Origin of the sequence: Planctomicrobium limosum, assembly GCF_051465645.1 — a bacterium.
In the GTDB taxonomy this organism is placed as follows: Bacteria; Planctomycetota; Planctomycetia; order Planctomycetales; family Planctomycetaceae; genus Planctomicrobium.
Genome location: NZ_CP195790.1, coordinates 2,426,369 through 2,450,538 on the forward strand (window position 1 = coordinate 2,426,369; position 24,170 = coordinate 2,450,538).

The 24,170-nt window shown below is 52.7% G+C and carries 16 protein-coding genes; 11 read left to right on the plus strand and 5 right to left on the minus strand.

All coding sequences use genetic code 11. The annotated features are described in order from the left end of the window. Nucleotides 1-20 precede the first annotated feature (20 nt). The 3 genes from SH527x_RS09095 to SH527x_RS09105 all read left to right on the plus strand — a co-directional run bounded on the left by SH527x_RS09095 (nt 21) and on the right by SH527x_RS09105 (nt 3,187). Entirely contained in the window at nt 21-524 is a 504-nt protein-coding gene (locus tag SH527x_RS09095; RefSeq protein ID WP_437194342.1) for a hypothetical protein, read from the plus strand. A gap of 147 nt (nt 525-671) precedes the next feature. Then, a complete protein-coding gene (locus SH527x_RS09100; RefSeq protein WP_437194343.1) occupies nt 672-1,496 on the plus strand; it encodes a DUF1571 domain-containing protein in 825 nt (274 codons plus the stop codon). Between the two features lie 356 nt (nt 1,497-1,852). After that, nucleotides 1,853-3,187 carry an MFS transporter gene (locus tag SH527x_RS09105; RefSeq protein WP_437194344.1) on the plus strand — a complete coding sequence of 445 codons (1,335 nt, stop codon included), beginning with the start codon at nt 1,853-1,855 and terminating at the stop codon, nt 3,185-3,187. A 114-nt stretch (nt 3,188-3,301) separates the two neighbouring features. On the opposite strand, the gene SH527x_RS09110 is transcribed toward SH527x_RS09105, so the two are convergent. Next, nucleotides 3,302-4,120, minus strand: coding sequence for a metallophosphoesterase (locus SH527x_RS09110; protein ID WP_437194345.1), 819 nt, complete (start codon nt 4,118-4,120; stop codon nt 3,302-3,304). Between the two features lie 758 nt (nt 4,121-4,878). On the opposite strand from SH527x_RS09110, the gene SH527x_RS09115 reads away from it, so the two are divergent. After that, nucleotides 4,879-6,444: a cytochrome P450 gene (locus tag SH527x_RS09115; protein WP_437194346.1), complete on the plus strand. Its 1,566-nt coding sequence runs from the start codon at nt 4,879-4,881 to the stop codon at nt 6,442-6,444. A 179-nt stretch (nt 6,445-6,623) separates the two neighbouring features. Here the strand turns inward: SH527x_RS09115 and SH527x_RS09120 are convergent, their stop codons facing one another. Continuing rightward, the gene (locus SH527x_RS09120; RefSeq protein WP_437194347.1) at nt 6,624-7,535 is read right to left on the minus strand and encodes a phytoene/squalene synthase family protein; all 912 of its coding nucleotides are present in this window, start codon (nt 7,533-7,535) and stop codon (nt 6,624-6,626) included. A 740-nt stretch (nt 7,536-8,275) separates the two neighbouring features. Here SH527x_RS09120 and SH527x_RS09125 point away from each other — a divergent pair. From SH527x_RS09125 to hemL, 4 genes are all read left to right on the plus strand, one after another. Then, a complete protein-coding gene (locus tag SH527x_RS09125) occupies nt 8,276-12,385 on the plus strand; it encodes a hypothetical protein (protein ID WP_437194348.1) in 4,110 nt (1,369 codons plus the stop codon). Nucleotides 12,386-12,495: 110 nt separating this feature from the next. Beyond that, nucleotides 12,496-13,563, plus strand: a complete 1,068-nt coding sequence (locus tag SH527x_RS09130; RefSeq protein ID WP_437194349.1) for a tetratricopeptide repeat protein — start codon at nt 12,496-12,498, stop codon at nt 13,561-13,563. A 307-nt stretch (nt 13,564-13,870) separates the two neighbouring features. Next, nucleotides 13,871-15,106 carry a tyrosine--tRNA ligase gene (gene tyrS, locus SH527x_RS09135; protein WP_437194350.1) on the plus strand — a complete coding sequence of 412 codons (1,236 nt, stop codon included), beginning with the start codon at nt 13,871-13,873 and terminating at the stop codon, nt 15,104-15,106. Between the two features lie 125 nt (nt 15,107-15,231). Continuing rightward, a complete protein-coding gene (gene hemL, locus SH527x_RS09140) occupies nt 15,232-16,527 on the plus strand; it encodes a glutamate-1-semialdehyde 2,1-aminomutase (protein WP_437194351.1) in 1,296 nt (431 codons plus the stop codon). A 112-nt stretch (nt 16,528-16,639) separates the two neighbouring features. Here the strand turns inward: hemL and SH527x_RS09145 are convergent, their stop codons facing one another. Continuing rightward, nucleotides 16,640-17,779 carry an EF-hand domain-containing protein gene (locus tag SH527x_RS09145; RefSeq protein WP_437194352.1) on the minus strand — a complete coding sequence of 380 codons (1,140 nt, stop codon included), beginning with the start codon at nt 17,777-17,779 and terminating at the stop codon, nt 16,640-16,642. A 648-nt stretch (nt 17,780-18,427) separates the two neighbouring features. Between SH527x_RS09145 and csrA the strand changes: the two genes are divergently transcribed. The 3 genes from csrA to SH527x_RS09160 all read left to right on the plus strand — a co-directional run bounded on the left by csrA (nt 18,428) and on the right by SH527x_RS09160 (nt 21,421). After that, nucleotides 18,428-18,634 (plus strand): carbon storage regulator CsrA, encoded by a 207-nt coding sequence (gene csrA, locus SH527x_RS09150; protein WP_437194353.1) that lies wholly within the window; start codon nt 18,428-18,430, stop codon nt 18,632-18,634. Nucleotides 18,635-19,001: 367 nt separating this feature from the next. Further along, nucleotides 19,002-20,141, plus strand: coding sequence for an MraY family glycosyltransferase (locus tag SH527x_RS09155; protein ID WP_437194354.1), 1,140 nt, complete (start codon nt 19,002-19,004; stop codon nt 20,139-20,141). 71 nt (nt 20,142-20,212) lie between these two features. Next, the gene (locus tag SH527x_RS09160) at nt 20,213-21,421 is read left to right on the plus strand and encodes a sialidase family protein (RefSeq protein ID WP_437194355.1); all 1,209 of its coding nucleotides are present in this window, start codon (nt 20,213-20,215) and stop codon (nt 21,419-21,421) included. Between the two features lie 194 nt (nt 21,422-21,615). On the opposite strand, the gene SH527x_RS09165 is transcribed toward SH527x_RS09160, so the two are convergent. Next, on the minus strand, nt 21,616-22,359 hold the full coding sequence (locus SH527x_RS09165) for a 3-keto-disaccharide hydrolase (RefSeq protein WP_437194356.1): 744 nt from the start codon (nt 22,357-22,359) through the stop codon (nt 21,616-21,618). Between the two features lie 289 nt (nt 22,360-22,648). Further along, nucleotides 22,649-23,953 (minus strand): exo-alpha-sialidase, encoded by a 1,305-nt coding sequence (locus SH527x_RS09170; protein WP_437194357.1) that lies wholly within the window; start codon nt 23,951-23,953, stop codon nt 22,649-22,651. Nucleotides 23,954-24,170: the final 217 nt, after the last annotated feature.

Genomic DNA, 24,170 nt, shown 5'->3' on the forward strand with positions numbered 1-24,170 from the left:
GAATCACGGAAGGTTCACTGATGTCCATCTCAACGCACATCCTGTTTCTCGCCGTCTCAATGGCTGCACTGATTCTGCCTGATTTATCAATGGGGCAGGACGCACGGAATTCGCGCGTAAAGAAGCCAGAGAAGCCGACAATCGTGGACTTGCTGTTAGGACGAGAAGGAACCCTTGAAGGACAGCTTAAAAAGCAGGGGGAAGTCGAAGACGACGCTCTGATTTCAATCTGGCAGGGACAGAAGCTGATCTGGAAGGGAACCGCAGATCAGGCTGGAAAGTTCCAGTTGAAAAACATCACCACCGGACTCTATCGAGTCGTCTATGGCGACGAGACCATCTTGTTCCGAGCATGGAGCGGAGAAACTGCACCACCGAAATCCTCAGGCTCACTGATCCTGCACCAGCGCAAGCGATCATTCGACCTCGAAAGCATCAAATCGAAACTCACGCCGACAGGTTCGTTGTTCCCTCCCATCTGGAGTGGGACACATGACGATCCTCGTTTGCCGAATCGACCGTAATCGAATGGATCTTTGACATTCAAAAGAGATCCGTTCATCACACATTTAATTACTGACAGATCGATTGGACAGTTTGATCAACTCAATCTGAATCGATCGATTTTAATAGCTGAACTCTGACTTGTCAGAGAAATGGGGAGCACTGCCATGTACCGAATTGCCTCTTGCTGCAAACGCTGGAGCGGTCGGGCCACTTTGATCTGCATGAGCTTGCTCACAGGCACAGGATCAGCCAATGCCCAGCAGACTCCTCCTCAAACGCCAAACCAGCAACAGCAGGCTGGAGAGCATCCGCTGATTCCGGCGATTCAACTTGCCGAGCAGTCCTACCGTGTTTTGCAACAGGTCACGGACTATGAGTCGACTCTGATCAAACAAGAACTCGTCAACGGCAAACTCCTGACCCAAAGGATTTTCATCCGAATCAAGGAAGCCCCGTTCAGCGTCTACCTGCGGTATGAAGACCCAAATCCGGGCCGCGAGATTCTGTATGTTCAGGGGCAGAACAACAATCAACTTCTCGCTCACGAAGCATCTGGACTCGCAGCGATTGTGGGAACGGTTCCTCTCGACCTCAACAGCCCACAGGTGATGGCTGAAAATCGCCATGTCATTACAGACCTGGGCATGCGTCGAATGCTGGAACTTGTCCTGAACCAATGGCAGATCGAATCACGCTACGGGGAAATCGATGTGAAATATTACCCTCAAGCAAAGATGGGAAATGCGGACTGCGAAGTCATCGAAGTCTCGCATCCAATCCCGCGCAAGCAGTTCCTATTTCACATGAGCAGGCTGTTCATCGAGAAGAATTCCCGCCTGCCAATTCGTATCGAGAACTATGGCTTCCCGGCACAACCAGGCCAGCCAGCTCCTCTCATTGAAGAGTACACATACGTGAACGTTAAAACGAATGTTGGTCTGACTGCAGGCGACTTCGACCGCCGCAATCCTCGATACTCGTTCAAATAGTAGGTCATTCCAAGAGGTCTAATGCTGGTCAAGTGCCATTGAAAGTGAACTCTCCAATGGCACCTCGTTCACCACAGGGAAATCATTCGCACAGGAGAACAGGAATTCCCTCAATTAAAACGAGTGAATTTCCGCTAAAATTGACACTTCGACTCTCAGAATTGAGATTTTAAGTCTTCAGCAGAAAAAATGCCGATCTTAATTACGCGACGGGGCGTCTTCCGGATGACAAATCGATAAAGTCTTGGAAAGTCATCTTTGCCTCAACTGCGAACGTGTTAGGATTTCGGCACTGGTCCCCGATTCGGATCAGAACCTTTTTCTGGAGGAGCCTCGGCAGGACCGGGCTTCAAAAAATGTCTTATACGACCACGGCCGACTCCATAGAGTCGTCGTCTTCTATCTACAACCAGACTTTCTGGTTGGCTTTTGCTGCAAACCTCTTTTTAGTTGCGGCAAACACACTGACCTTTCGCTTCGCCGAATTCGTGAGATTCCTCGGCGGCACAGAAGCGATCACAGGCCAGATCATCAGCATTGGTCTCGTCGGTTCCCTGATTTGGCGTCTATTTCTCGGACAGTCGATGGACCGCTTTGGTGTCCGCACGGTTTGGATCGCCAGCACCCTGATGTACTTCGCCGGATCACTTATGATCGCGACGACCACATCGGTTGGCACAACACTGACAGTCGCTCGAATTCTCTTCTCGATCGGACTGGCGAGCATGCTGACATGTGCACTTGCTCACATTCAGGGGCTTGCTCCGCCACATCGGCGGACAGAGATTATTGCAAGTTACGGTGCAGCAGGGTTCCTTGGACTGATCCTCGGGGCACTTGCTGGCGACATCGTCTTTCAGTCATTTCCTGAAGGAAACGCGCTCTATTTCACCCTCTTCGGCCTGACCACACTGCTGGGTCTGGTTCATGGAGGACTGGGCATCTATATGACTCGCGACCTTGTTCACACACGTCCGGCAGAAACACCAGCAGTCCACAAACTGTTTGTCCGATACTGGCCGCCGATGCTGCTCGTCGTCACCCTGATGATGGGCCTCGTTCTGACCGTAACAACGATCTTCCTGACACGATATGCGACTCATCTGGGTCTGAGTGGAATTAAAACGTTCTTCTCAGCGTATGCGTTAACCGCGTTTCTGGTGCGATTAATGACCCGACGCTGGAGTCAACGAGTCAGCCGCCACCATATGATCGTGTACGGGTTGGCAAGTCACGCAATTGGACAGATTCTCCTGTTGTTCGTGACTCAGGAATGGCAGTTTCTTCCAGCAGCGATCTGCTTTGGATACGGGCACGCCTTGTTGTTCCCTTGTATTGTTTCCCTGGGAGCAGGCGCCTTTCCAGAAGCGTATCGAGGGACAGGAACGACTCTCTGCCTCGCTGCGATCGACCTGGGAACGATGACAACGGCTCCCGCTGTCGGCTGGATGATTGACCACCACGGCTTCCATCCGATGCTGACCATTGCAAGCGTCTCAGTGGCAGGAGCAACAATTTTTTATGCGGTCTGGAACTGGCGAACAGTCGACACGGAAGTTCAGCCTCATCCGGTTGTGAAAACAACTTCGGCGAAGACAGCGATTCCTCAACGAATGTCGTATGAGATGGCAGCACGACCAACTCGCCGCGATCATCGCCAACAACGACCAGCAACAACCAAAGCAAGCTAGACCTGTTCGGTCTGTAAGCATGAAAAGGGCGTAACCAACAGGTTACGCCCTTTTCGTTTTTGCACCTGACAAGTGGCGTCTCGGTCAGACGTTATGGTCGCCGAACCTCAAGGCTCACCAGAAAAGCCATTTCTTTTTCTTCTTCATGAGCGGTTGAGCTTTTACGTCTGCCAACGGCGCTGGAGGTCGGCCCATCTCTGGATCTGAGTGGATCACATGATTCTCTGGAAGTAGCACGCAACTCAGCGAGCCTCCTTCGCCACCAGTGGTGTCGACCAAAAGGCGCTTCATCCCAAACGTCACTTGTGGAACCCGAACATGCCCAGAGACCACAATCTGCTCACAGTCCGCCGGGGGTTCCTGAAATGTAAATGAGCGCGAACAGAGCCATTGAGGGCGACTCAGTGTGACATCACGTTCCCGCAAGATTTCCCGCTGAATTTCAAACGGAACCGAAATATCAAGTCCAGCATGGACAAAAAAGTACTCTGGATGCTCGACACACCAGGGAATATCCGAGAGCAACTGCCGGTGATCCTCTGACATCTTGCTTAGCAAGGCCTCAAAGTCCCCAACATCGTCAACTCCATACGAGCGAAAAGTTGGGCCGCAGCCGTAGTGGTCCAGCCAGCGACCACTCCAATCACAATAATCGGGGGTCTCGACCAGATTTAACGCCGCTCCCATCGCCAACTCATGGTTTCCACAAATGAGTGTCGTACGCTCATGCTCCTTCCAGAGTTGAAGGAACATCTCAATTGCGCCTTTTGGGTCTGGCCCTCGATCAACCAAATCGCCGATAAAAACAATCCAGCGGTCCTGATAATCAGGAAGTGAACGGAGTTGATCAAGGACACGCCCGAGTTGATCGATTTGTCCGTGTACGTCGCCAATGACGGCCACTGGACCAGAAATCTCTCGAGCAAGTTTCAACGAAAACTCCTTACAAGCACCGTTTCCGGGGGAATCACTCAACTGGCACTAGAAACCCCGTGCCACAACAAGGTGTCCGCCAAAACTTCATCACATGAGACGCAATCGACTGATCTTTAGCAGGACTGCCGGAGAACCAGCAACACCAGATCCGGCAACGCTGTCTCACCCGCGATTTCTTCAACGACACAGTTCAAAAGGAAATGCGTCAGGAGCAGTTCAAACGAAGAAATGACGTTTTAGGTACTTTTCCCGCTTCGGTCAAAGAGAGATCAAATTTCAGCTGAACGAGGTTCAGTCACATCGTGCCGCATCACTTTCCGTAAGACAGCCCATTTTAACAAAATGGGCAACTTGCAGATTGCCAGTCAATCTGGCTGATGTAGTCTATCTAAAGCAAGTTCCGCCGGATTTGAACTTGTTCGATATGGCATAACCGTAACAACTCGTGTAACTTTCGCATGCGGATTTGACGTCTTATCAAGGATCTGAGCAGAGTCGTCCGTTTCCCGAGCACAGATTGCGTAAGAGCACAGTTCAGAATCAAAAAATTTGGGATTGCGTTTGCTGGACCGCCCATGCGGTAATGAATGAGCAGCAGAGTCACCCGGTACTGAACTAATGGATTGCGCAATTTGGGTGTTATTTTTAGCGCCAAATGCACCTTATTTACTAAGGAGGGAATCACACTGGCTTGCCGCTGTGTTTTTGTTTCGATCACCAAATCCTGGGAAGATCACGGGATTGTGGAGGCCTGTATGAGTTTTTCTGGCACCATTGTTGCAAGTCATGAAGACAAAACGACCATAGGTCGCCTTGAAGATTTTTCGGCTAACCCACTGACATTCCTGCGACGTTTATGGCAGAGCCACGGTGATGTTGCAGAGTTTCAGTGTGGGGCCCAAAAGATTCACTTCGCATTCGACCCGACATTTGTCCGGCAGGTGCTTGGTGATTCTCAACGATTTCATTCGCAATTCTTCGCCGTTCGTGGTCCACGTAACTCGGCCCAACGTCGTCTGACCAGTGGTCTGCTGACGATGAATGGGGACAGCCACAAACAACAGCGCCGCATCGTCATGCAAGTCTTCCAGAAGAAGGCCGTTGCAGGTTACCACGATGCCATCGTCCACCATGCCGTCAAGCTGCTCAATCGCTGGAGTCAGCAGACTGATTGGGATGTCTCTGCAGAGTTGACCAGATTCATGCTGCAACTGACCAGCAGCATTCTCTTTGGGTTCGACATTCCCGACCTGGCAATCCGCGTTGGCGAATTGACCGAACGCTGGGTCGACCTGAACCATGAAGTCGGATTTGAATCCTTTGATCCGGACACTCGTGACCCGGTCAAGTATCAGGAGCTGCTGACAGCCGCTGAAGAACTTGAAGTCTCCATTCGCAAAATGATTCAGTTGCGCATGGAAAATCGCGGAACCGGCGACGTTCTTTCGCTCCTTCTGAACGCTCACGAAGAAGAAGGACGAATCACCGAGGACGAACTGATCGGCCAGATCGCCCTGCTTTTCGGCGCTGCCCACCTGACATCATCTCACACGTTCACCTGGATCCTGTTCCTGCTGGCACAGCATCCGGAAGTAATGGCTCAGCTTCACTGCGAACTTAAAGAAACACTGAACGGGCGGATCCCGACTCAAGAAGACCTCGGACGACTGAATTATCTGGAGATGGTCATCAAGGAGAGCATGCGAATTCTCCCTGCATCGGCCTATTCACAAAGAGTCGCCGCAGAAGACATGACGCTCGGGCCGTTTCAACTGCAACGTGGTTCAATCGTCGTTTTCAGCCAGCTCATTACTCACCACATGCCAGAGCTGTTTGAATCGCCGGAGCAATTTATCCCGGAACGCTGGGATCGAATTTCTCCGTCTCCCTATGCGTACTTCCCGTTTGGTGCCGGCGCCAGAATGTGCGTCGGGGCCACATTGGGGATGATGCAGTTCAAGATCACACTGGCAATCCTGCTCTCGCATCTCAAGTTCACACTTGTTCCCGGACGTGAGATCAACGTCAAAGTCCTCTCGACGATGCTGTTCCCGGACTCAGAGATCCCCGTACAGATCGAACCAAACGACGGTCAGTTCCAAAGCGTTCACGTCGAAGGGAACATTCACTCACTGGTCCATATTCCTCCTCCACACTCAGCCGACGCCCAAAGCGCTTCTTTCCACACAGAGCTTCCACCACTTCCGTCCCAGACTGCAAGCCGCTGTCCAATGGCGGAATTGCAAGCCGCTGCAGCGAGGGAACCAGCACGTTGTCCAGTGACAATGGTCAACGGACTCCCTGTCCTGAGCCAATTCTAGACCGACTCGGTCTTATGGTGCGAAACATGCACACTGCTCGTCACATTGGCGAGCAGTGTGTTTTCATTTAAGAGCATTAAGGCAATTCAGCAGTGGAACGGAGTGTCGCTGCAACAACACGCGATCGCAGCAGACGCCCGACCGAGATACTGAGCATGACACCTGAAGGCGGAATGCCTTTAATGAGACACGTGCTCGAACATTTGCGACTCGGAACGCACGCCGAACGGCACCCGATCCCAGCTGAACAGGCAGCGCGCCGCAATACGTGCTTTTTTCCAGAACGAGAGTCGAATCCGTCGCGAAAAGACGTCGTAATCAGCGCGTTCAATCTGCTCAAGCAAAGAGCTGTAGAGTTCGAACAGTCCGCGGTAGATCTTACGGCCTTCTGGTGAAAGCCTGTGCCGCAAAGGAATTGCCGCGTCGTAATAGCTCCAGGCACGTTCCACCTGAAACTTCATCAGATCGTGAAACGCTGCGTTACGAACCCCGGCCTTCAATTCCTCAGAGGAATAGCCGAACCGGGACAGTTCATCGGCTGGCAGATAGATTCGCCCATTGGCGGCATCTTCCCCAAGGTCACGCAAAATGTTGGTGAGCTGAAACGCTGTTCCACAGGCAATTGCGGATTCTCGCGGCTCTGAATCTTCATAACCCCAGATCCGCAGACAGCTCAAACCGACGACTCCGGCGACCTGATAGCAATAGTGTTCCAGTTCCGCAAAGGTCTCAAATGTGCGTGGCTGCAAATCAGACCGCACGCCGTTGATTGCCTCGAAAAGGTAGGCCTCAGGGATCTGCCGCCGCATCGCCACATCCGCGAGTGCAGTCAACTCACGACTCGCCACAAATTCCCCGTGGAGAGCCGCTCCCAATTCTTGCTGCCAACGAGCAAGTTGTTCGATTCGAACTGGCACCGGCACCTGAGGGTCATCGCTCAAATCATCAGTACGCCGCATGAATGCGTAGAGAACACACATTTCGCGATACATCGACCGAGGGAGCAGCCGGAATGCCACGAAAAAACTGCTGCCGCTTTGACGAGAAATCTGCTCGCAATGGGAATAGGCCAGATCCAAATCGGACCGCATATGAATGCCTTCATTTCCGCAAAACGAGTGGGAGCATACGAAACAGACAGGCTGACGAAACAATTCAAGTTGCTGAACCCGCCAGCTGAGACCCGCGATAGAATAATCGACGTGACGCAACTATTCGAACTAGCCAGAACTTGCACCGCACCGGCATCATACCGAGACGGATCGGATCTGTCTTGACGTTTTTTCGAAATTGGCACGAAAGAAAGCGCCGCAACAGGGGTAATAAGACAGTGAGATCCGCGTCGTCCTGATCCATTGGATTCACTCGACAACCGGCTTGGTTTGCGGCATTAAAGCCACCCGGAAGTACACGACTCCCCCCAGATTCAAGCACCAAACAGGGATCATTCCTCCGGTTCAGTGACGAAACAAAACTTGCCCTCGCGCTCCGTCGTATCAAGAAGAGTCGAGATATCGTTTGAATTTCAGATAAGAAAAACAGTAAAGTGAATTTGAATCTGTTCACTTTACGGAACACCCCAATCGTTCCGTAAACATCAGACCGGCCTTCCTGAAGTCTGTGAAATTCAGACGTCAGAGGTGATCTGGACGACTGACAGATCGATATAAAACGTCACCAGTAACTGAACGACCTGAATCCGAATCGATTTCGCGCGTTTCCAATCCCGTCCAATGGATCGGCGCAGCGAGAACGCAAGCATTTTCAACACGATCGAGCGAGTTCACTGTTCAGGTGATGCACCATACTAAAGAATGGCAGTTTCTCTATCATGCAGTTTCTCCCACACAGACGACCGGCATGGCCAACCAGGCGACTGCTGACTGCGATAGCTCTCTCTCTGGGAATCGCCAGTTCATCACAGCAGATCTCTGCAGCTGAACCATTCCTTGAGTTCCTCGATGGCCTGCGTACCCGCGGCTATTACGACTCCGCACTCCTCTATCTGGACCAGATGGAAGCGAGTAAAACGCTGCCTGATGACTCTCGCAAAGTTCTTTCATTCGAACGGGGACAAACCCTGCTCGAAAGCGCAAAGACACTTCAGAATCTCGACTCCCAGCGCAAACAGCTGGATGCTGCTCAAGCAGCGTTCGAAGCATTTGTGAAGGCCAACCCAAACCACGAATTCGCCGGACGGGCCAACACCGCTCGTGGGCAGATCCTCATGGAAAAGGCCCGCGTCGATATCTGGGATGGCGACAAGCCATCAAACGAAGGGAATCGTGCAAAGCTGCGACAATCCGCTCGGACTGCAATTGCGAGCGCGCAAAAGATCTTTGGAGAAGCCAAGACACAGCATGAAGCAATCTGGCGAAAATACCCTGCCTACATTCCGGAAGACCAGAAGGCAGAGCGAGCCGCTCGTGACGCAGCCGAAGAACAATTTATCCGGTCTCAGCTCGATCTCGCTCAGTGCATCTATTGGAACGCACAGACATACGACAAAGGCAGCCCGGAGCGTAAGAAACTCCTGCAGGATGCCGCAGTCGCTTTCGAGGTCATTCACCAGAAATACCGCAGCCAGTTAGGCGGACTCTTTGCTCGTATCTGGCAGGGAAAATGCTTTGAAGAACAGGGAGACGCAGAAGGAATCCGTATCGCGCTGGGGATCTATGGGGAGATTCTTGAGCACGAAGGATCGACTCCGGCCATGCGAAATCTGCGTGACCGCGCATTGCGATTCCGCCTGATCTGCTTGAACACCACCCACCGTAACGACTATCAGCTCGTGATTCAGGAAGCCGAACAGTGGCTGAAAGAAGCTCGTGAACGAATTCGATCCGATGTCGGCCTGGGAATTCAGTGGGAACTCTGTCGTGCTCAGGAAGCACTGGGAACCGACCGAAACATTCCAGAGGGAACTCGCAAGAATTACCTGACACAAGCTCTGAACCGCGCTCGAACCATCAATCGGTATCCTGGGGAACTCAAGAATCCGTCGTCTGGCTTGATCCAGAGAATTCTGGTTCTCATGAATCGTGATCCGTCAGATCCGAAAGACTTTGATACAGCGTACGGAAACGGCGGACAACTCTACGAACAGGTCTCTGTCGTCAACGCCCAGATTCGCAAACTGCAGGCGGAAGGCAAGCAGAAGGAAGCACTCGCTCAATATGAGTCATTGATGGCCACCAGTGCCGAAATGACACGCATGTACGACCTTGCCCTGAAACTGGCCCAACCAGCCTCCGACCCATTGATGGTCAACACGGCACGGTTACGACTCGCCTATGGATATCTGCTGCAGAAACGCGATTACGAAGCCGCAATCATCGCTGAAGATCAGATGTTGCGGCATGGAGATGCAAACTCCGAGTTCGCAAAAGAAGCTGGCTTCCTGATGATGGCCGCTTTTGACCACGCCTATAGCGCGGCTCCAGAAGGGCAACGCCAGTTTGAAGAGAGTCAGGTGATCGCTGCTGCAAATCAGATTTGCGAACGCTGGCCAGAGTCTGACCGTGCGAACGACGCTCGAAACACCGTCGCCAAGATTTTCTGGAACAACAACGAATTGTTGACCGCGGCTGAATGGTGGCAGAAGATCCCGAAAGGGACGGCCCAATACGCAGATGCACAGGTTCGTGCAGGGAAAGCGTACTGGCGTCAGTATGTGACTGCCGTTTCCAAGGCCGAAGAAGAGGCCCCTAAAGCCGAAGAACTCAACAAGTGGAAAGAGGCGGCGATCCTGCACCTGACGACAGGTCTGGACGAGGCCCAGAAAGCTGTTCCAGCAGGAAGCCCGCTCTCGGACGACCTCATCGGTGCAAAACTGACCCTGGTGAACATTCGCAACCTCGACGGTCTGTTCCAACAAAAGGACCCGAAAGGCCCACCGGGATCACTGGATTTGTTGCTGAAAGATCCGCACCCGGTCCTGAAGGCGGTTGACGTCCCACAAGGACAGAAACGCCCAACTGATCCAGCCAAAGCAACAAGCCGTCAGATGGCAAGTTTCGCTTACCAGCAGTTGCTGCGTGCTTACATCGGCACAAACAATCTGGAAGAAGCGAATAAGGCCAGAACCAAGCTGGAAGAAGTTGCAGCCGGTGGCGATGAAGCCGCTTTAACACAGGTCTTCGTTGACTTCGGCCGCGAACTTGAACGAGAACTGGACCGGCTTCGTCTGGCTGGTGACACCAAACGCCTCGACAGCGTTCGAGCCGGGTTCGAGTCGTTTCTGAATGACCTTCTGAAGCGTCAGGAAGGTCAGACTCTGTATTCCCTGCTGTGGATTGGGGAAACTTTCGGCAGTCTTGCAGAAGGTTCATCCGACACCCCGGCAAAGGCAGAAGACTTCTACAAGAAAGCTGCCGGGGCCTATCAGTCCATCATCGAAAATGCCGCGAAGAATCCAAAGTTCGCTACGGCACCGCAGCTCGTCGCAACCAAACTGAGAATGGTCAACAGCCTGCGAAATCAGAAGGACTTCCCCAAGGCTCAGGAAGTCATTATTGAAGTCCTGAAAAACAGCCCGAACGCACCAGATGCCCAGTTTGAAGCCGCACAGCTTTATCAGAGTTGGGCTCAGGCGACTGGTGAGGCAGATAAGTTCAACGTCGCTTTGTACGGACAGAAGACTCCGGAGCACATCTGGGGGTGGACTTACACCGCACAGTCTCTGCAACAGGCTCTCTTCCGCCAGAAAGAAGAGCGAATTGAACGACTGCACTTTGACGCACGCTACAACCAGGCAGAGGCCGAAAAGCTGTTTGGTCTCGCATTGAGCGACGTGAAAGAATCGCGGCTCCACCTCGATCGCGCGCTCTCCAACATCAACAGCTTCCAGCGAGTTTCAAAGCGTTGGCCTGACGAAGAGTATCAGCGTTTCAACGCACTCTACCGTTCGGTGCTGGCCGAGATTGGCGAGCCAGTGATTGACTTGCCTCGCGAACTGGCAAACAGAGACCCTTCCACGGCGAATCCAACGCAGACAAACGATCAAGGAGTCGCTGACACAACAACTCCGCAAACTGCTGCTCAAACCCCAGCGGCTAAGGCTCCCGAAGAAGAAGCGGAAAGCCCGATCATGGTGATTCTGGTCGTTGTTCTCTCCTGTGCGGGAGCAATCGGCGCGTGGATCGTCTCACAGAAAATGCGAAAGAATCAGAAGCACGGGTCGATCGCAACAGCAGGTGGAGAACCTGTTCTTCCTCCGGCAGGAGCCAGTTTTGCTCCTCCGAGTGGTGGGCCATTGAAAGCCAATGCAGGTCACTCAAATGGCCACTCAAGCAAGCATGCCGCTCCGGCTGGACCTGCGTTCCCATCCTTCGACGCCTTGACTGAATCTGCACCGGCAACCAGCAAGCCAGTCTCTCGTCCTGCGGCACCAACGGGAGCACCAGCTGCGGCATCCGCGAAGCCAGCGACTCCAAAGCCAGATGCCGCTAAACCGGCGACAGCGAAACCAGCCACTGCGAAGCCCGCTCCAACAGGTGCAACTGCAACTGCCAGACCACCAGTTGGCGGTCCTCCGGGGACAGCTCCAACCTTCGTTCCACCGGCGGCAAAACCAGCATCCCCACGGCCAGCTGCGCCGCGACCAGAAGGACAACCGAGACCGGCGTCACCAACCGGCCCTGCAGCGGCCGCGCCGGCTTCTGCGAAACCTGAAGGTCAACCGCGACCTGTCGCCAAGCCAGCCGCACCGGCGACAGCTCCTGCAACAGGCGCCGGTCAACCGGTCGCAAGAAAGCCTCAGGCAGCACCAGGTGCAACTCAACCTGCCGCTCCGAAACCGGCTCAGCCTGGAGCAGCAAAACCACAGCCAGCAGCAAGTAAACCAAAGCCATCGGCCGCCGGAGGGGAACCACCGTTCCCAGCTCCACGGCCACCGAAATCAGGGAACCCGCCGACACCTCCAAATCCATTTGTTTCATAATCGGATTTACTGAGGACGATCGCTTCCCTGACTCTCGCAATTTCGATTCACAAGACCGAACAGGTCCCGGTTTCATTCGCATGACTCATCAAACGTTCAGGTCAAACACGATGACACGTTTTCGCTCCAATCTGTTGGTCTTGTCCTGCTTCGCACTGACATCGGCCACGTTGCAGGCAGCCGACCTCGACACCGTGTTCAAACGCGGTGAATCCCGTGGATTTGCAGGGCAGATCACCTCAATCACCAAGGCTGAAGTGGTCGTCACACAGAAGGTTGGAAATAAAGAGGAGAAAATTCCGGCAAATGAAATCGTCAAAGTCGAGTTTCAAGGTGAACCACCGATTTTGAACCTCGCCCGAAGTAACGAGAACTCCGGTCGTCTGAATGACGCGATGGCCGGGTATCAGGAAGCATTTGCTGCAGGCGGGTCAGAAAACCTCAAAGCAGAAATCAACTTCCTGATGGCTCGAACACTGGCCAAAATGGCTCAAGCTGATCCAGCTCAGGCTTCTGTGGCAATCGAAAAACTGAATGCGATTTCAAACGCTGGCCGCGATCACTACAGGTTCTATCCAGTACAGCAATTACTCGGCGAAACCGCCCTGCTGATTCACGACCACCCGAATGCCGAGTCTGCATTTGATCGTTTGCAACAGGCACCTTGGCCAGACCTGCAAATGATCGGAAAGAACGGAACGGCCCGGGCGTTACTGGATCAGAAGAAAGTCGACGAAGCGAAAGCGATTTTTGACTCCGTCGCCAGTTCGAAGGGGACGACTCCTTCTGAGAAAAATGCTCTTCTGGAAGCAATGCTCGGCCAGGCAGAGTGCCTGCAATTGAAGAATGATTCCGCCCAGGCAACAGAGGTTCTGCAGAAGGTTGTCGCTGAAGCCACTGCAAATGACAGTCGAGTTCTGGCTCAGTCCTACTTGCAGCTCGGAAATGTTCTCTCTTTGGATGTCCAGAAGAACAAAGAAGCTCTGCTGGCTTACCTGCATGTCGATGTGATTCCGGAATTGGCTGCTCATGCAGATCTGCATGCGGAAGCCCTGTATAATCTGACAAAGCTGTGGCCAGCAGTCGGGCAACCTAATCGCGGTGCGGAAGCACTTAGCAGACTGCAACAGGACTATCCGACCAGCGAATGGGCGAAAAAGCTGGGCGAAGCTCAGTGATATCGAAATTCGTTGATGTCGAAACTTTGACATCAACCTGAACTCGGATCGATTTGGAATCCTGTGTTCGGAAAAGGCAGCCGCGAATCTCGCGGCTGCCTGCGTTTTTTCTACCTATCCATTATGATCCAGAGCGGATTGTTTTAGACCGTTTCGGTCTATCAGGTGGCCGCGCAGCAGCCTTCTCTGGAGAAGAAAAGCTGAATCCCGCGTGCCAGAGGGGCTACACGGTTTCTGGAAATGCTCTAGGATATGTCCCTGCCGTTATTCGCATTCTTATCACCTGAACGACGTCAAGAAGTGCCCAATGTCTTTTCCTGCAGTTGAAACGCAGCTCGAAGTTCTGATGCGTGGAGTTGAGAAGGTTGTTCCAGAAGCCGAGCTCAAGGAAAAGCTGACCAAAAGTCGCGATACCAACACTCCTCTTCGGGTGAAGTATGGGATCGACCCAACTGCGGCGAACGTCCACCTGGGGCATACGGTTCCACTGCGGAAGATGCGTCAGTTTCAGGAACTCGGACATCAGGCCGTCATCATCATCGGGAATGCAACCGCAATGGTTGGAGATCCCAGCGGGCGAGATGAAGCCAGAAAGAAGCAGCTGACCGAAGAGGAAGTTGAAGCCAACGCGACCTATTACCTCGATCAGGTCGGCAAAGTTATTGACCTCTCAAAAGCCGAGATCCACCGCAATGGCGACTGGTTCGGCAAAATGGGACTGGTCGATATCCTTCAGCTCTGCGGAAAAGTGACGATCGCACAGTTGCTGACACGCGACGATTTCGCCAAGCGCATGGCAGCTGAAGCCCCGATTTTTCTGCATGAATGTCTGTACCCGGTCATGCAGGCCTGGGACTCGGTTGTGATCCGCTCTGACATTGAACTCGGTGGGACAGAACAGCTCTACAGCTTCATGCTCGCTCGCGATCTGCAGAAGACGCAAGGGCTCCAACAGCAGATCGGAATGATGTCGCCGATCCTCGTCGGAACAGATGGGACTCGCCGCATGGGCAAGAGTCTCGGAAACTATATTGGGATCTCGGAATCTCCATATGAGATGATCAAGAAGTTCATGCAATTGCCAGACGCAGTGATGCGCATGTTCTTCGAACTGCTCACTGACATTCCAATGCAGGAAGTCGACACAATTCTGTCAGGGCATCCCAAGGAAGCCAAGTTTCGACTCGCTGAATCGATCATTGCCGAGTACCACGACGCGAGTTCTGCTGGAGAAGCGGTTCAGCGATGGCAGAAAGAGATCGGAGAAGGCTCACTTCCAACTGACATTCCAGAAGTCACACTCTCTCGATCCCTGTTGAATGAAGATGGGTGCGTTCAGGCCGCTCAGCTTCTTAAAGAGATTGGCTTAGTGCCATCAACGAGTGTCGCGATGCAGCGCATCAAAGGGGGAGCTGTTTTCGTTCTTAACGGAGACGAAAAGGAAACCATCGCTGACAAAGCAACCTGGGTGAAGATCAACGATGGAATGATTGTTCGTGCTGGCAAGAAAGACTGGCGATGCGTTCGACTCAGCGACGCCTGAGTTCAGTCTGTCTCTCACGAAACATGGCAGACAAAACCAGAAGTGGTTGTCGCCGCTCTAAAGTTGAACGAATCATTGCTGGATGACTTTCTAACTCAGGAAGTCTACTTGAAAGGATCTCCGTCATGTTGAATCACTCGAGAAGTCAAGCTGCCTTCGAACGTGCCAGCAAGGTCATTCCTGGTGGCGTGAACAGTCCGGCACGTGCATTTGGTGGAGTTGGTGGATCTCCTGTTTTCATCGCTCGCGGACAGGGCCCTCACCTGTATGATATCGACGGGAATCGTTATCTCGACTTTGTCGGGTCCTGGGGACCACACATTCTGGGGCACCGTCACCCCGCCGTCATAGAGGCCGTTCAACGAGCCTTGGAAACCGGCACCAGCTTCGGGGCTCCTACCGAGATCGAAACCGATCTGGCCGAACTCGTAATCAAGTCGATTCCTTCGATCGAGAAGATCCGCATGGTCAGTTCTGGCACTGAAGCAACGATGAGTGCGTTGCGTGTCGCCAGAGGATTCACTGGTCGAGACAAGATCATCAAGTTCGCAGGCTGCTATCACGGTCACGTCGACAGTCTGCTTGTTCAGGCAGGCAGCGGAGCCCTCACTCTCGGCAGTCCTTCAAGTCCCGGCGTGCCTGCTGGCTGCACCAAAGACACACTGTCACTCGAATACAATGATGTCGATGAACTGACGGCGGCATTCAAACAGCATGGAGACGAACTGGCCGCACTGATTCTCGAACCGGTTGTCGGGAACATGGGAACCGTTCTTCCGACGCCTGAGTTCCTGAAAGCCTGTCGCGATCTCTGCACTCAATATGGAACAGTTTTGATCTTCGATGAAGTGATGACCGGGTTCCGAGTCGCGTTCGGGGGAGCACAGGAGCGTTTCGGCATCACTCCAGACCTGACAACACTCGGGAAGATCATCGGCGGTGGAATGCCGGTCGGTGCGTACGGAGGTCGGGCCGACATCATGAATAGCGTCTCGCCGGTCGGGCCGGTCTATCAGGCAGGGACGCTGTCAGGAAACCCACTTGCAATGGCGTGCGGGCTGGCAACGTTGAACGTTCTGAAGGCCACCAACCCATACCCGAAACTGGAGCAGCAGGGCGCTGTCCTCTGCGATGGCCTGAGTTCCATCTGTCAGAAGTATGGGATTCCGCACTCAGTTCCCCGAGCCGGAGGAATGTTCACGCTGTTCTTTAATCCGGAGCCGGTCACCAGCTATCGCGTTTCCGCCAAGAACGACACCGCCCGATTCTCCAAGTACTTCCACGGGATGCTGGAACGTGGAGTCTATCTCCCGTGCAGCCAGTTTGAAGCGAACTTCCTCAGTGCAACACACACCGACGAAGACATTCAATTTACACTGAATGCCGCAGATTCGGTTCTCAGCGAGATTGCATCGGCGTAGTCACTCCGCCGCAAATTTGCTTCTCTTGCTGATATAACATGTCTCAAAAGAATGGCCGCACTGTCTCGCGTGAGTTGGAGACAGTGCGGCCATTTTCAGAGGCAATTATGGGCTACTCAATTCGCTGCAATCCTTGCGATTGAGGCTGAGGCATCGGATTGCCCCCTTGCTGGCCTGGATTCATTCGCTCTGGTGCTGGGCGCCCCTGATTGAATTGTCCTCGCATCATTTGCAGAACTCCTGAGAACTCTTCTTCAGAAATGCGGCTGTCCTGATCGCGATCAATTCGGTCAAAGACCGTCTGCATCCCTTCTGGAAGTTCTTCCAGTGAGAGGTAGCCATCGCCGTTCACGTCGATCCGCTTGAACATGCCACGAGCGTCTGGGCCGGCGTTTGGACTTCCGGACTGATCTCGAAAGTCAGGGCGTCGCTCTGGCATGTTTCGCTGACCTGCATCTTGATCTCCTCCCCGAGGCCTTCCTCCATTGGGACCACCAAAGCCACCTGGACCTCCCCCGAAACCTCCATCCGGTCGTCCTCGGTTTCCACCAAAGCCGGTCACCTCGGAGACATCCAGTTCCCCATCCCCATTGGTATCGAGCTTGTCGAAATGCTCGATGGCCTTGGACAATTCCTGCTTACTCAGACGCCCGTTTCCATCTTCATCAAGGACTTTGATGAATGGAAAACTAATCTGTGGACGAAAGCCCTCTCGCGGGCCACCCATCTCGCTTCGAAACGGTTGATCTCCTCGCGGCGTCGGGAAACTTCGTTGAAACTGTTCAAGGGTAATGCTGTCGGTCCCAGCCTGTTCGAAGATGGAAATCAACATCTGCGGCGTTTCAGGCGGGAGTTCGTCTCGACTGATTTTGCCGTCTCCGTTGCGATCCAGTCGCTTGAACATCTCAGCCGGATCAAACCGACGCCCCCCTTCCGGCATCTGTTGTTCAGAACGATTCGAGTCGGGACGAATTGCCTCACGCATTTGAGGTGAGTCCGAAGCCGACTGTTGGTCTTTCAATGCCGTTTGAAATTCCTCCAATGTCACTTTGCCATCGAAATTCGTATCGCCGATCCGCACGACACGCTCAAAGAAACGCATTTGCCCGTCTGGAAGTTCTTCCAGTGTCAGCATCCCATCCTTGTTTTTATCGAGCTGCCGGAACAAATCTTCCGGAGGAATTCCTTGAGCCATTGCTGAGCTAGAAACGCCGTAAGTGATCAGGGCTGCGGCCCATAGTGAGCGATTCATGTCGTTCGTCTTTCATTCCATACACTCAACGTGATTCGCTGAGTCGTTGTCTGATGAAACCCCAACAGTTCGGAGTAGGTTCCGATCATTCTGGTAGTCGATCGGGAAAACCTACTGAGGCCAATGTCCACAAAGAGTGAGACGCAAAGTGGTCAGCTCTGGTGGCATCAGCTCACTGCACTCTTCATTCCATCATCGCACATCTTGAAGAAAGATGTGCGGCAAGCGAGTGGCTGAATGAGGAATCTCTGACGCCGCATCTTCCCATCGTTTTCAAGGAGAAGGCATCACTGCGAGATTTCAACAAGGGTCGGTTCCGCCAGCACAATTGCAGTTGAACGTCGTTCAGGAAAGTCCTGATTCTCTGATGCCTTCGACACCTTGAAACAATTTCCAGAAAATTCTCCATTTTTCCGATCGGAAGCGATTCCACGACGAATAATTCAAACAATCACCACACCCAACCTGCACAACCCAAATCACTCAGAACACGCATCCTTCTGCTCTACTCCAGTATTCCAGATGGACGATCAAAGGTGTGTCAGCAAATGGAATGTAAAGCCATCTGAGACAGCGGGTAACGTCCCACATTTACGATAATCAATGTCCGCAAATTGAAGTGCTGGACAACAACGAGGAGTCAGGAAGATGCTCGTACTATCACGCCACCGCGACGAAAGTATCATGATTGGTGATAACATCGTGATCACCGTCGTCGACATCCGCGGAGATAAAGTTCGCCTGGGGATTCAGGCTCCAGCTGAAATCCCAGTTCATCGACAGGAAGTTTACGAAGCGATCCTCCGAGAGCGCTCAATCCAGACAATCAGCGAACAGAAGTCATCCGCTTCGTAATTCGCTGAAGCCGATGGGCCACGAAACAGCACCACGGCTATTAAAACATGCTTCCGCACTTTCAGGCACAACTTCGCGGGTTGCTGCTGCGTGATGAGCAAACGGATATCCACCGTAACGGAAGAGGCGTTGTCGAAACATTTCGACAACGCCTCTTCTTTTTTGCCCCACTCATTTGGACCTGTTTTGACTTCCATTCTGAGGAAACAGTCGCAGAATCTGTTACCTTGAGATTGCGTCCAATCACAGGCGTGCGAAAACATGTTTCTGTGAAGACCTTCCGTAACGGATTCATTTCTGTTTCGCAGAGACTTGAAGCATCCATTCAGGTTCGAATTGAATATCAAGCAGTTCAGGGGTGTTGGGGATGGTTTGGTTTGTCTGCGCTTGTACCATCCCTGCCTTTGTCATTTCCTGGATCGTGACCTGGCTCATGCGACAATGGGCTCCGGTTTGGGGACTGGTTGACCAGCCAGCCGCAAGAAAAGTCCACACCACTCCCACGCCCCTCGGCGGAGGAATCGGGATCTATTTCGGTGTCGTTCTGCCGTTGCTGATCGCCCAACTTGTCATCTGGTGGCAGGCCCAACTCCCAACACCATCCATTGGCATTCTGGAGCAGATGGGTGTCCATCTCCCCGGCGTTCTGGAACGTTCCGGGCAACTCTGGGGCATTATCGCTGCCGGTTCGGTTCTGATGGCAATGGGATTGCTGGATGATCGCTACGGTCTTCCATGGAAAGCCAGACTTTCAGTTCAATTTCTGCTGGCCATCGCCCTCGTCTGCGGAGGCGTTCGGGCAACAATCTTTATTTCGCACCCGATTGTCGGAGCGAGTCTCACCGTGATCTGGATCGTCGTCCTGATCAACTCACTCAACTTTCTCGACAACATGGACGGACTCTGCGGAGGAATCGGTCTCGTCGCCTCCGTGATGTTCGCATGGATCATGCTTCAAATGCCTGGCGAACCGAGATGGCTGGTCGGCGGTGCCTTACTGGTCCTTGCTGGTTCGATCTCTGGATTTCTCTGGCATAATTGGACGCCAGCAAAGATTTTCATGGGAGACGCCGGAAGCACGTTCATTGGCTTAATCCTCTCGACAATGACAATCCTGGGGACGTTCTATGAAGAGGAACATACGCAACATCATGTGCTCCTCGCCCCTTTGCTGATCCTCGCGATTCCGCTGTACGATTTCATCACGGTCATCAGCATTCGACTTTGGAATGGAAACAGCCCCTTTCAACCGGACCGCAATCACTTTTCTCACCGATTAAACGACCTCGGTTTGAGCCGCAAAAAATCGGTGCTGACAGTTCATTTCGCAACTCTGACAACCGGACTGGGTGCCGTGCTGCTGTATCATGTCAATGACAGCCGCGGAGCCGTTCTGGTACTGGCTTTTGTATTCTGCCTGCTCGTCATCGTCTCCATTCTGGAACAGGCAGGACGCAAAAAGCAGCTGGAACAGAAACAGGCAGTAGAGGCATCGAAGCAAGTCTGATCGGGCAAAAGGGTCAACTCGATTCGCCCTGACAAGCTTCCTTTTTAAGCGTCGAGACCAAGGGAGGTTTGATGTTGTCCACTCAATTCCGCCAGTTCCTGAGCAATCTCCTTGTCGCGGGGCTCCTCGCATTTTCTGGAACGTCTGCCGCTTATGCAGATGAGACGAATGTTCTGCAGCCACGTCTGTCCAAGCAGTCAACGCTTCCAATTGCGGATCTCTCCACCGACGCTTCAAGAATGACTGTCATCGCTCGCGGGACAGAATCGGTTTACCAAGGTCACCCTCACTCATTATTGATGCCGGATGGAAAAACCATCTTCGTCGCGTGGACACTCAACCATGGCGGAAGTTGCGGACCGATCAAGAAAAGTTCCGATGGCGGACTGACATGGAGCGAACTGCTGCCGGTTCCTGAGAACTGGAAACAGGTCATCAACTGCCCGACATTGCATCGAATTGTCGGACCAGATGGCGTTGCCAGAATCTTTGCGTTCGCTGGAAATGGAGCAATGTTCCAGTCCATTTCACTCGACGATGGCAAGACATGGTCTGAGATGAAGCCCAACGGGCTGAAGTGCATCGTGGCCCCAATCAGTGTCATTGCCGTTGAAGAGGGCAAGAAATGGCTGATGTGGTATCACCGGGGAATCAGCGATGAAATGGTTGATGAGCGAAAGGACAAGACTCCACGATCCATCTGGCAAAGCTCCTCAATCGATGGCGGTCTGACTTGGGGAGACTCCCATATTGTCTGCTCACTTCCTGGCGGTTATCCCTGCGAACCGGCAGCGATTCGTTCTCCTGATGGAAAACAGTTGCTGATGTTCATTCGAGAAAACACGAGAAAATGGAACTCGCTCTTTATCACCAGTGACGACGAAGGCCAAACATGGTCTGCCCCGAAAGAGCTAACCGCGTCGTTAACCGGAGACAGACACCTCGCCCGATACGCCCCAGACGGAAGACTGGTTGTTGTCTTTCGTGATCTCGCAGACGGCCCGACACGCGGTCACTTTGTCGGCTGGGTGGGGACATATGACGATGTGATTCACGGCCGGGATGGTCAGTATCGTGTGAAACTGCTTCACCAACATGGCCGCAAGTTCGACACTGGATATCCAGGTTTGGAACTTCTTCCGGATGGAACGTTCTTTACCGTCACTTACGTGCAACTGGTTCCTGAAGGTGAAAAGAATTCCGTGGTCGCCGTCCGTTTCCGACTCGATGAACTCGATGCCATCCCGAAGAAGATTCCAGCGGAATTCACTGAGAAATAACACCGCAAGTATCGAGCAGCAAAACTCAATCGGCATGAAAAAAACCGCCTGAATCAGTCTTCCACTCAGGAAGACACGATTCACGGCGGTTTGTTTTGTATCAGGCTTCGACGTCTGCTCGCGAACAAGCAGAGATGAGCTCTCACAGACTTCGGTTGAATCCACTCAGGATGGAATCACTGAAAGAGATAGAGCTATTTTGTTCCAGCCGCTCGGGATTCCGCAGGCTGTCCTGGTGCAGTCGATGTGTTTGCTTCCTTTTTGACCAACAGCTTGATGTTGCGGAATTGAGTCTTCATTGGAGGGCCAGCGTGCAATTGCAACGCCAGAACCCCTTCGAGACTACGAGCCGCAGACTGTTGATCGATGATCTCGATGGTCTTAACGCCATCGATGTAGTGAGTGATGTGGTCACCCTGACAGACGATCTTCAACTCATGCCATTCAGCGAGCTCAATTGGAGTCACAGGAACGTCGAGCTTTGTGACTTCTTTATTCCCATCAGCCTTATAAAGGACTTTCTGTCCACGTTCGGCCATGATGCCTCGGCCGCCTTCTTCATAAAGCATACCGGTGTAAGGAGCATTGGCGTGAATATCTGCCTGATATCCTCTGACGACCCAATCGCCGACGTCTGGGCGACGCTGTGATCGGTACTGAATTCCTGAATTGTTATTGCCTTCCAACCGGAAGTCAGCAACCAAGGTGAAGTCAGAGACCTTTCCGCCGGTCCAGACCAGAAACTGATTCGCTTTGATCGAACCGTCTGAAACACCGGTGATCACACCGTCTTTAACAGACCAGAGTTCTGGATTGCCGTCCCAGTTTGTCAGATCTTTGCCGTTGAAGATCTCGACAAATCCGTCATTTGCCTTTGCAGACGGAACCAGACAGGCAGCCATGCAGCAAGTCAGCAGTAAAGTCGCGAAAACACGCACGATTTCTCTCTCCCAAACGGCATCTGTCGACAGGGACATCATCGCCAGTCACAGTCGAAAATCCGGCCAAACCGAATCCCATCAGTGATCATTGAACAGTAGTGTTGCATAGTAACAAATGCAGAAGCAAGAAAAAGTCGCGACGTGGATGAAGTCCATCACGATTTGAGCAATTAATCGCAACAAACAGAATTCTCGACCAGTTCGTTCCATCCTGTGACGACACTGATGTCGTTTCGGTTTCCAAACCCGTGCGTCAATCGCATATGAACTTCTTCTCCGAAGTAACTCACTTGGAGGTGGACGAACTGGATGGAGCAGGAACCAGAAGATTCGGTTGACTCCAAAGAAGACGGGACGCAAATACGCGGTTGTCGCTCCCATATTTCTCGACACCTGCCGGTTGCATCCACTCTGCCGTTGTCACCCAGGTTTCATTCTGATTCACATCAACGACACCAAAGTTGCCAAGTCGGGTCCCCTTCTCCGGAACAACAACCTTCTCGGTCGACCGAATCACCTGTTGCGTTTCCGGATTCACTTGAGCGATGAACAGCGGCGCCCGATGTCGAAACACGTGATCGTTATTCGCGCCTTTTCTTGTGTACACCAGAAACAGCCCCTGACTGTGAGTCACCCAATGCTGTTGTGTGTTGTAACTTCCGAGTTCAGTTCCATCGTCGAATTGCCAGGGCTTTGGTTCTGAAAACTGAATTCCGTCGTGACTGGTGCTGACATACCCGCGGAGATCATGACGCATTGTCAGGAAAAATGTCCCGTTGAATCGTGTGAGCGAGGGTTCACCGACCCCCCGTTTTTCTGCGACGGTCAACAGATTTCCATGTTCGACATAGTTCAATGTTTCTCCATCAAACCGGCAGCGGATCACACAGACCTGAGTGAATGGATCTTTCGGAGCTTTTCCATAGATCGGGAGGAGCACATCGCCGTTCTCAAGGTCGAATCTCTGAACACAGCCTGCCCCTGACGCCTGAAACTCCGGAACAGTCTCCGGCAATTCAAGCACCTTCCAAGGCTCCCATTTTCCCTGCTTCGGGTTCCAGCAAGAGTATGCTGTCGCCCGAGGACGTGGATTGAAGATCGCATTGCTGCGATACCAGGCCGTATGACCAATCCCCAGCAGACGCTGCGATTTCTCATGCCACTTCGGAGTGAAGTCGCATACAACAACGTCATCTCCATCACGAAGAAGGTCTTCATTTCCGGAAACGCCCGGAGGGACAGGCGATTTCCCGACTCGATAGACCTGTCGATGAAAATCCTGCTGTTCAGCCGGTGCAGACCAGGTTTTCGAGAAATCAGACGTATGCAATTCATTTAACGCATAAAACACATCGGAACCGGAGAGACGCAGCTTCTGCATCGTCATCATGACAAGCGGGTTGGTTCCCTTTTCATTTCCCGGTGCCCCTGGAGGAATCGCCCCTGCTCGTGGGTGAACCCAGCACGATTTCCCATCAAACCCTTCCCGAACCACTGTCAGATCAATCGAATACGTCAACTGCGGTTCATCGGCATCGACTATTCCTGTTCCAAGAAACAGACAAGCGAGGAAGATTCGACAGAAATTCATGGGGGCCCTCCAGATTCTGTTACTCTGGATTGCTCCAGATTCGGTTGATCTTGTTACAAGTCAATCATTGGTCGCCATGTCATGGCGAACGTATCTGAAACTTGACCATTTTTCGATAACGCATCTATACTCCCCCATTACAAATGCTGAAAAAGCACGAGAACAGGCCCCTGTCACTCTGATCTTTTCCAGCAATTCGACGGTGCGGACGACATGG

Bases quoted from the DNA above. Each gene is read 5' to 3' on its own strand.
- csrA (WP_437194353.1), top strand. From the start codon at position 18,428: ATGCTCGTACTATCACGCCACCGCGACGAAAGTATCATGATTGGTGAT.
- SH527x_RS09130 (WP_437194349.1), top strand. From the start codon at position 12,496: ATGACACGTTTTCGCTCCAATCTGTTGGTCTTGTCCTGCTTCGCACTG.
- SH527x_RS09120 (WP_437194347.1), bottom strand. From the start codon at position 7,535: ATGCGGTCCGATTTGGATCTGGCCTATTCCCATTGCGAGCAGATTTCT.
- SH527x_RS09115 (WP_437194346.1), top strand. From the start codon at position 4,879: ATGAGTTTTTCTGGCACCATTGTTGCAAGTCATGAAGACAAAACGACC.
- SH527x_RS09145 (WP_437194352.1), bottom strand. From the start codon at position 17,779: ATGAATCGCTCACTATGGGCCGCAGCCCTGATCACTTACGGCGTTTCT.
- SH527x_RS09155 (WP_437194354.1), top strand. From the start codon at position 19,002: ATGGTTTGGTTTGTCTGCGCTTGTACCATCCCTGCCTTTGTCATTTCC.
- SH527x_RS09125 (WP_437194348.1), top strand. From the start codon at position 8,276: ATGCAGTTTCTCCCACACAGACGACCGGCATGGCCAACCAGGCGACTG.
- tyrS (WP_437194350.1), top strand. From the start codon at position 13,871: ATGTCTTTTCCTGCAGTTGAAACGCAGCTCGAAGTTCTGATGCGTGGA.
- SH527x_RS09160 (WP_437194355.1), top strand. From the start codon at position 20,213: ATGTTGTCCACTCAATTCCGCCAGTTCCTGAGCAATCTCCTTGTCGCG.
- SH527x_RS09095 (WP_437194342.1), top strand. From the start codon at position 21: ATGTCCATCTCAACGCACATCCTGTTTCTCGCCGTCTCAATGGCTGCA.
- hemL (WP_437194351.1), top strand. From the start codon at position 15,232: ATGTTGAATCACTCGAGAAGTCAAGCTGCCTTCGAACGTGCCAGCAAG.
- SH527x_RS09100 (WP_437194343.1), top strand. From the start codon at position 672: ATGTACCGAATTGCCTCTTGCTGCAAACGCTGGAGCGGTCGGGCCACT.
- SH527x_RS09105 (WP_437194344.1), top strand. From the start codon at position 1,853: ATGTCTTATACGACCACGGCCGACTCCATAGAGTCGTCGTCTTCTATC.
- SH527x_RS09170 (WP_437194357.1), bottom strand. From the start codon at position 23,953: ATGAATTTCTGTCGAATCTTCCTCGCTTGTCTGTTTCTTGGAACAGGA.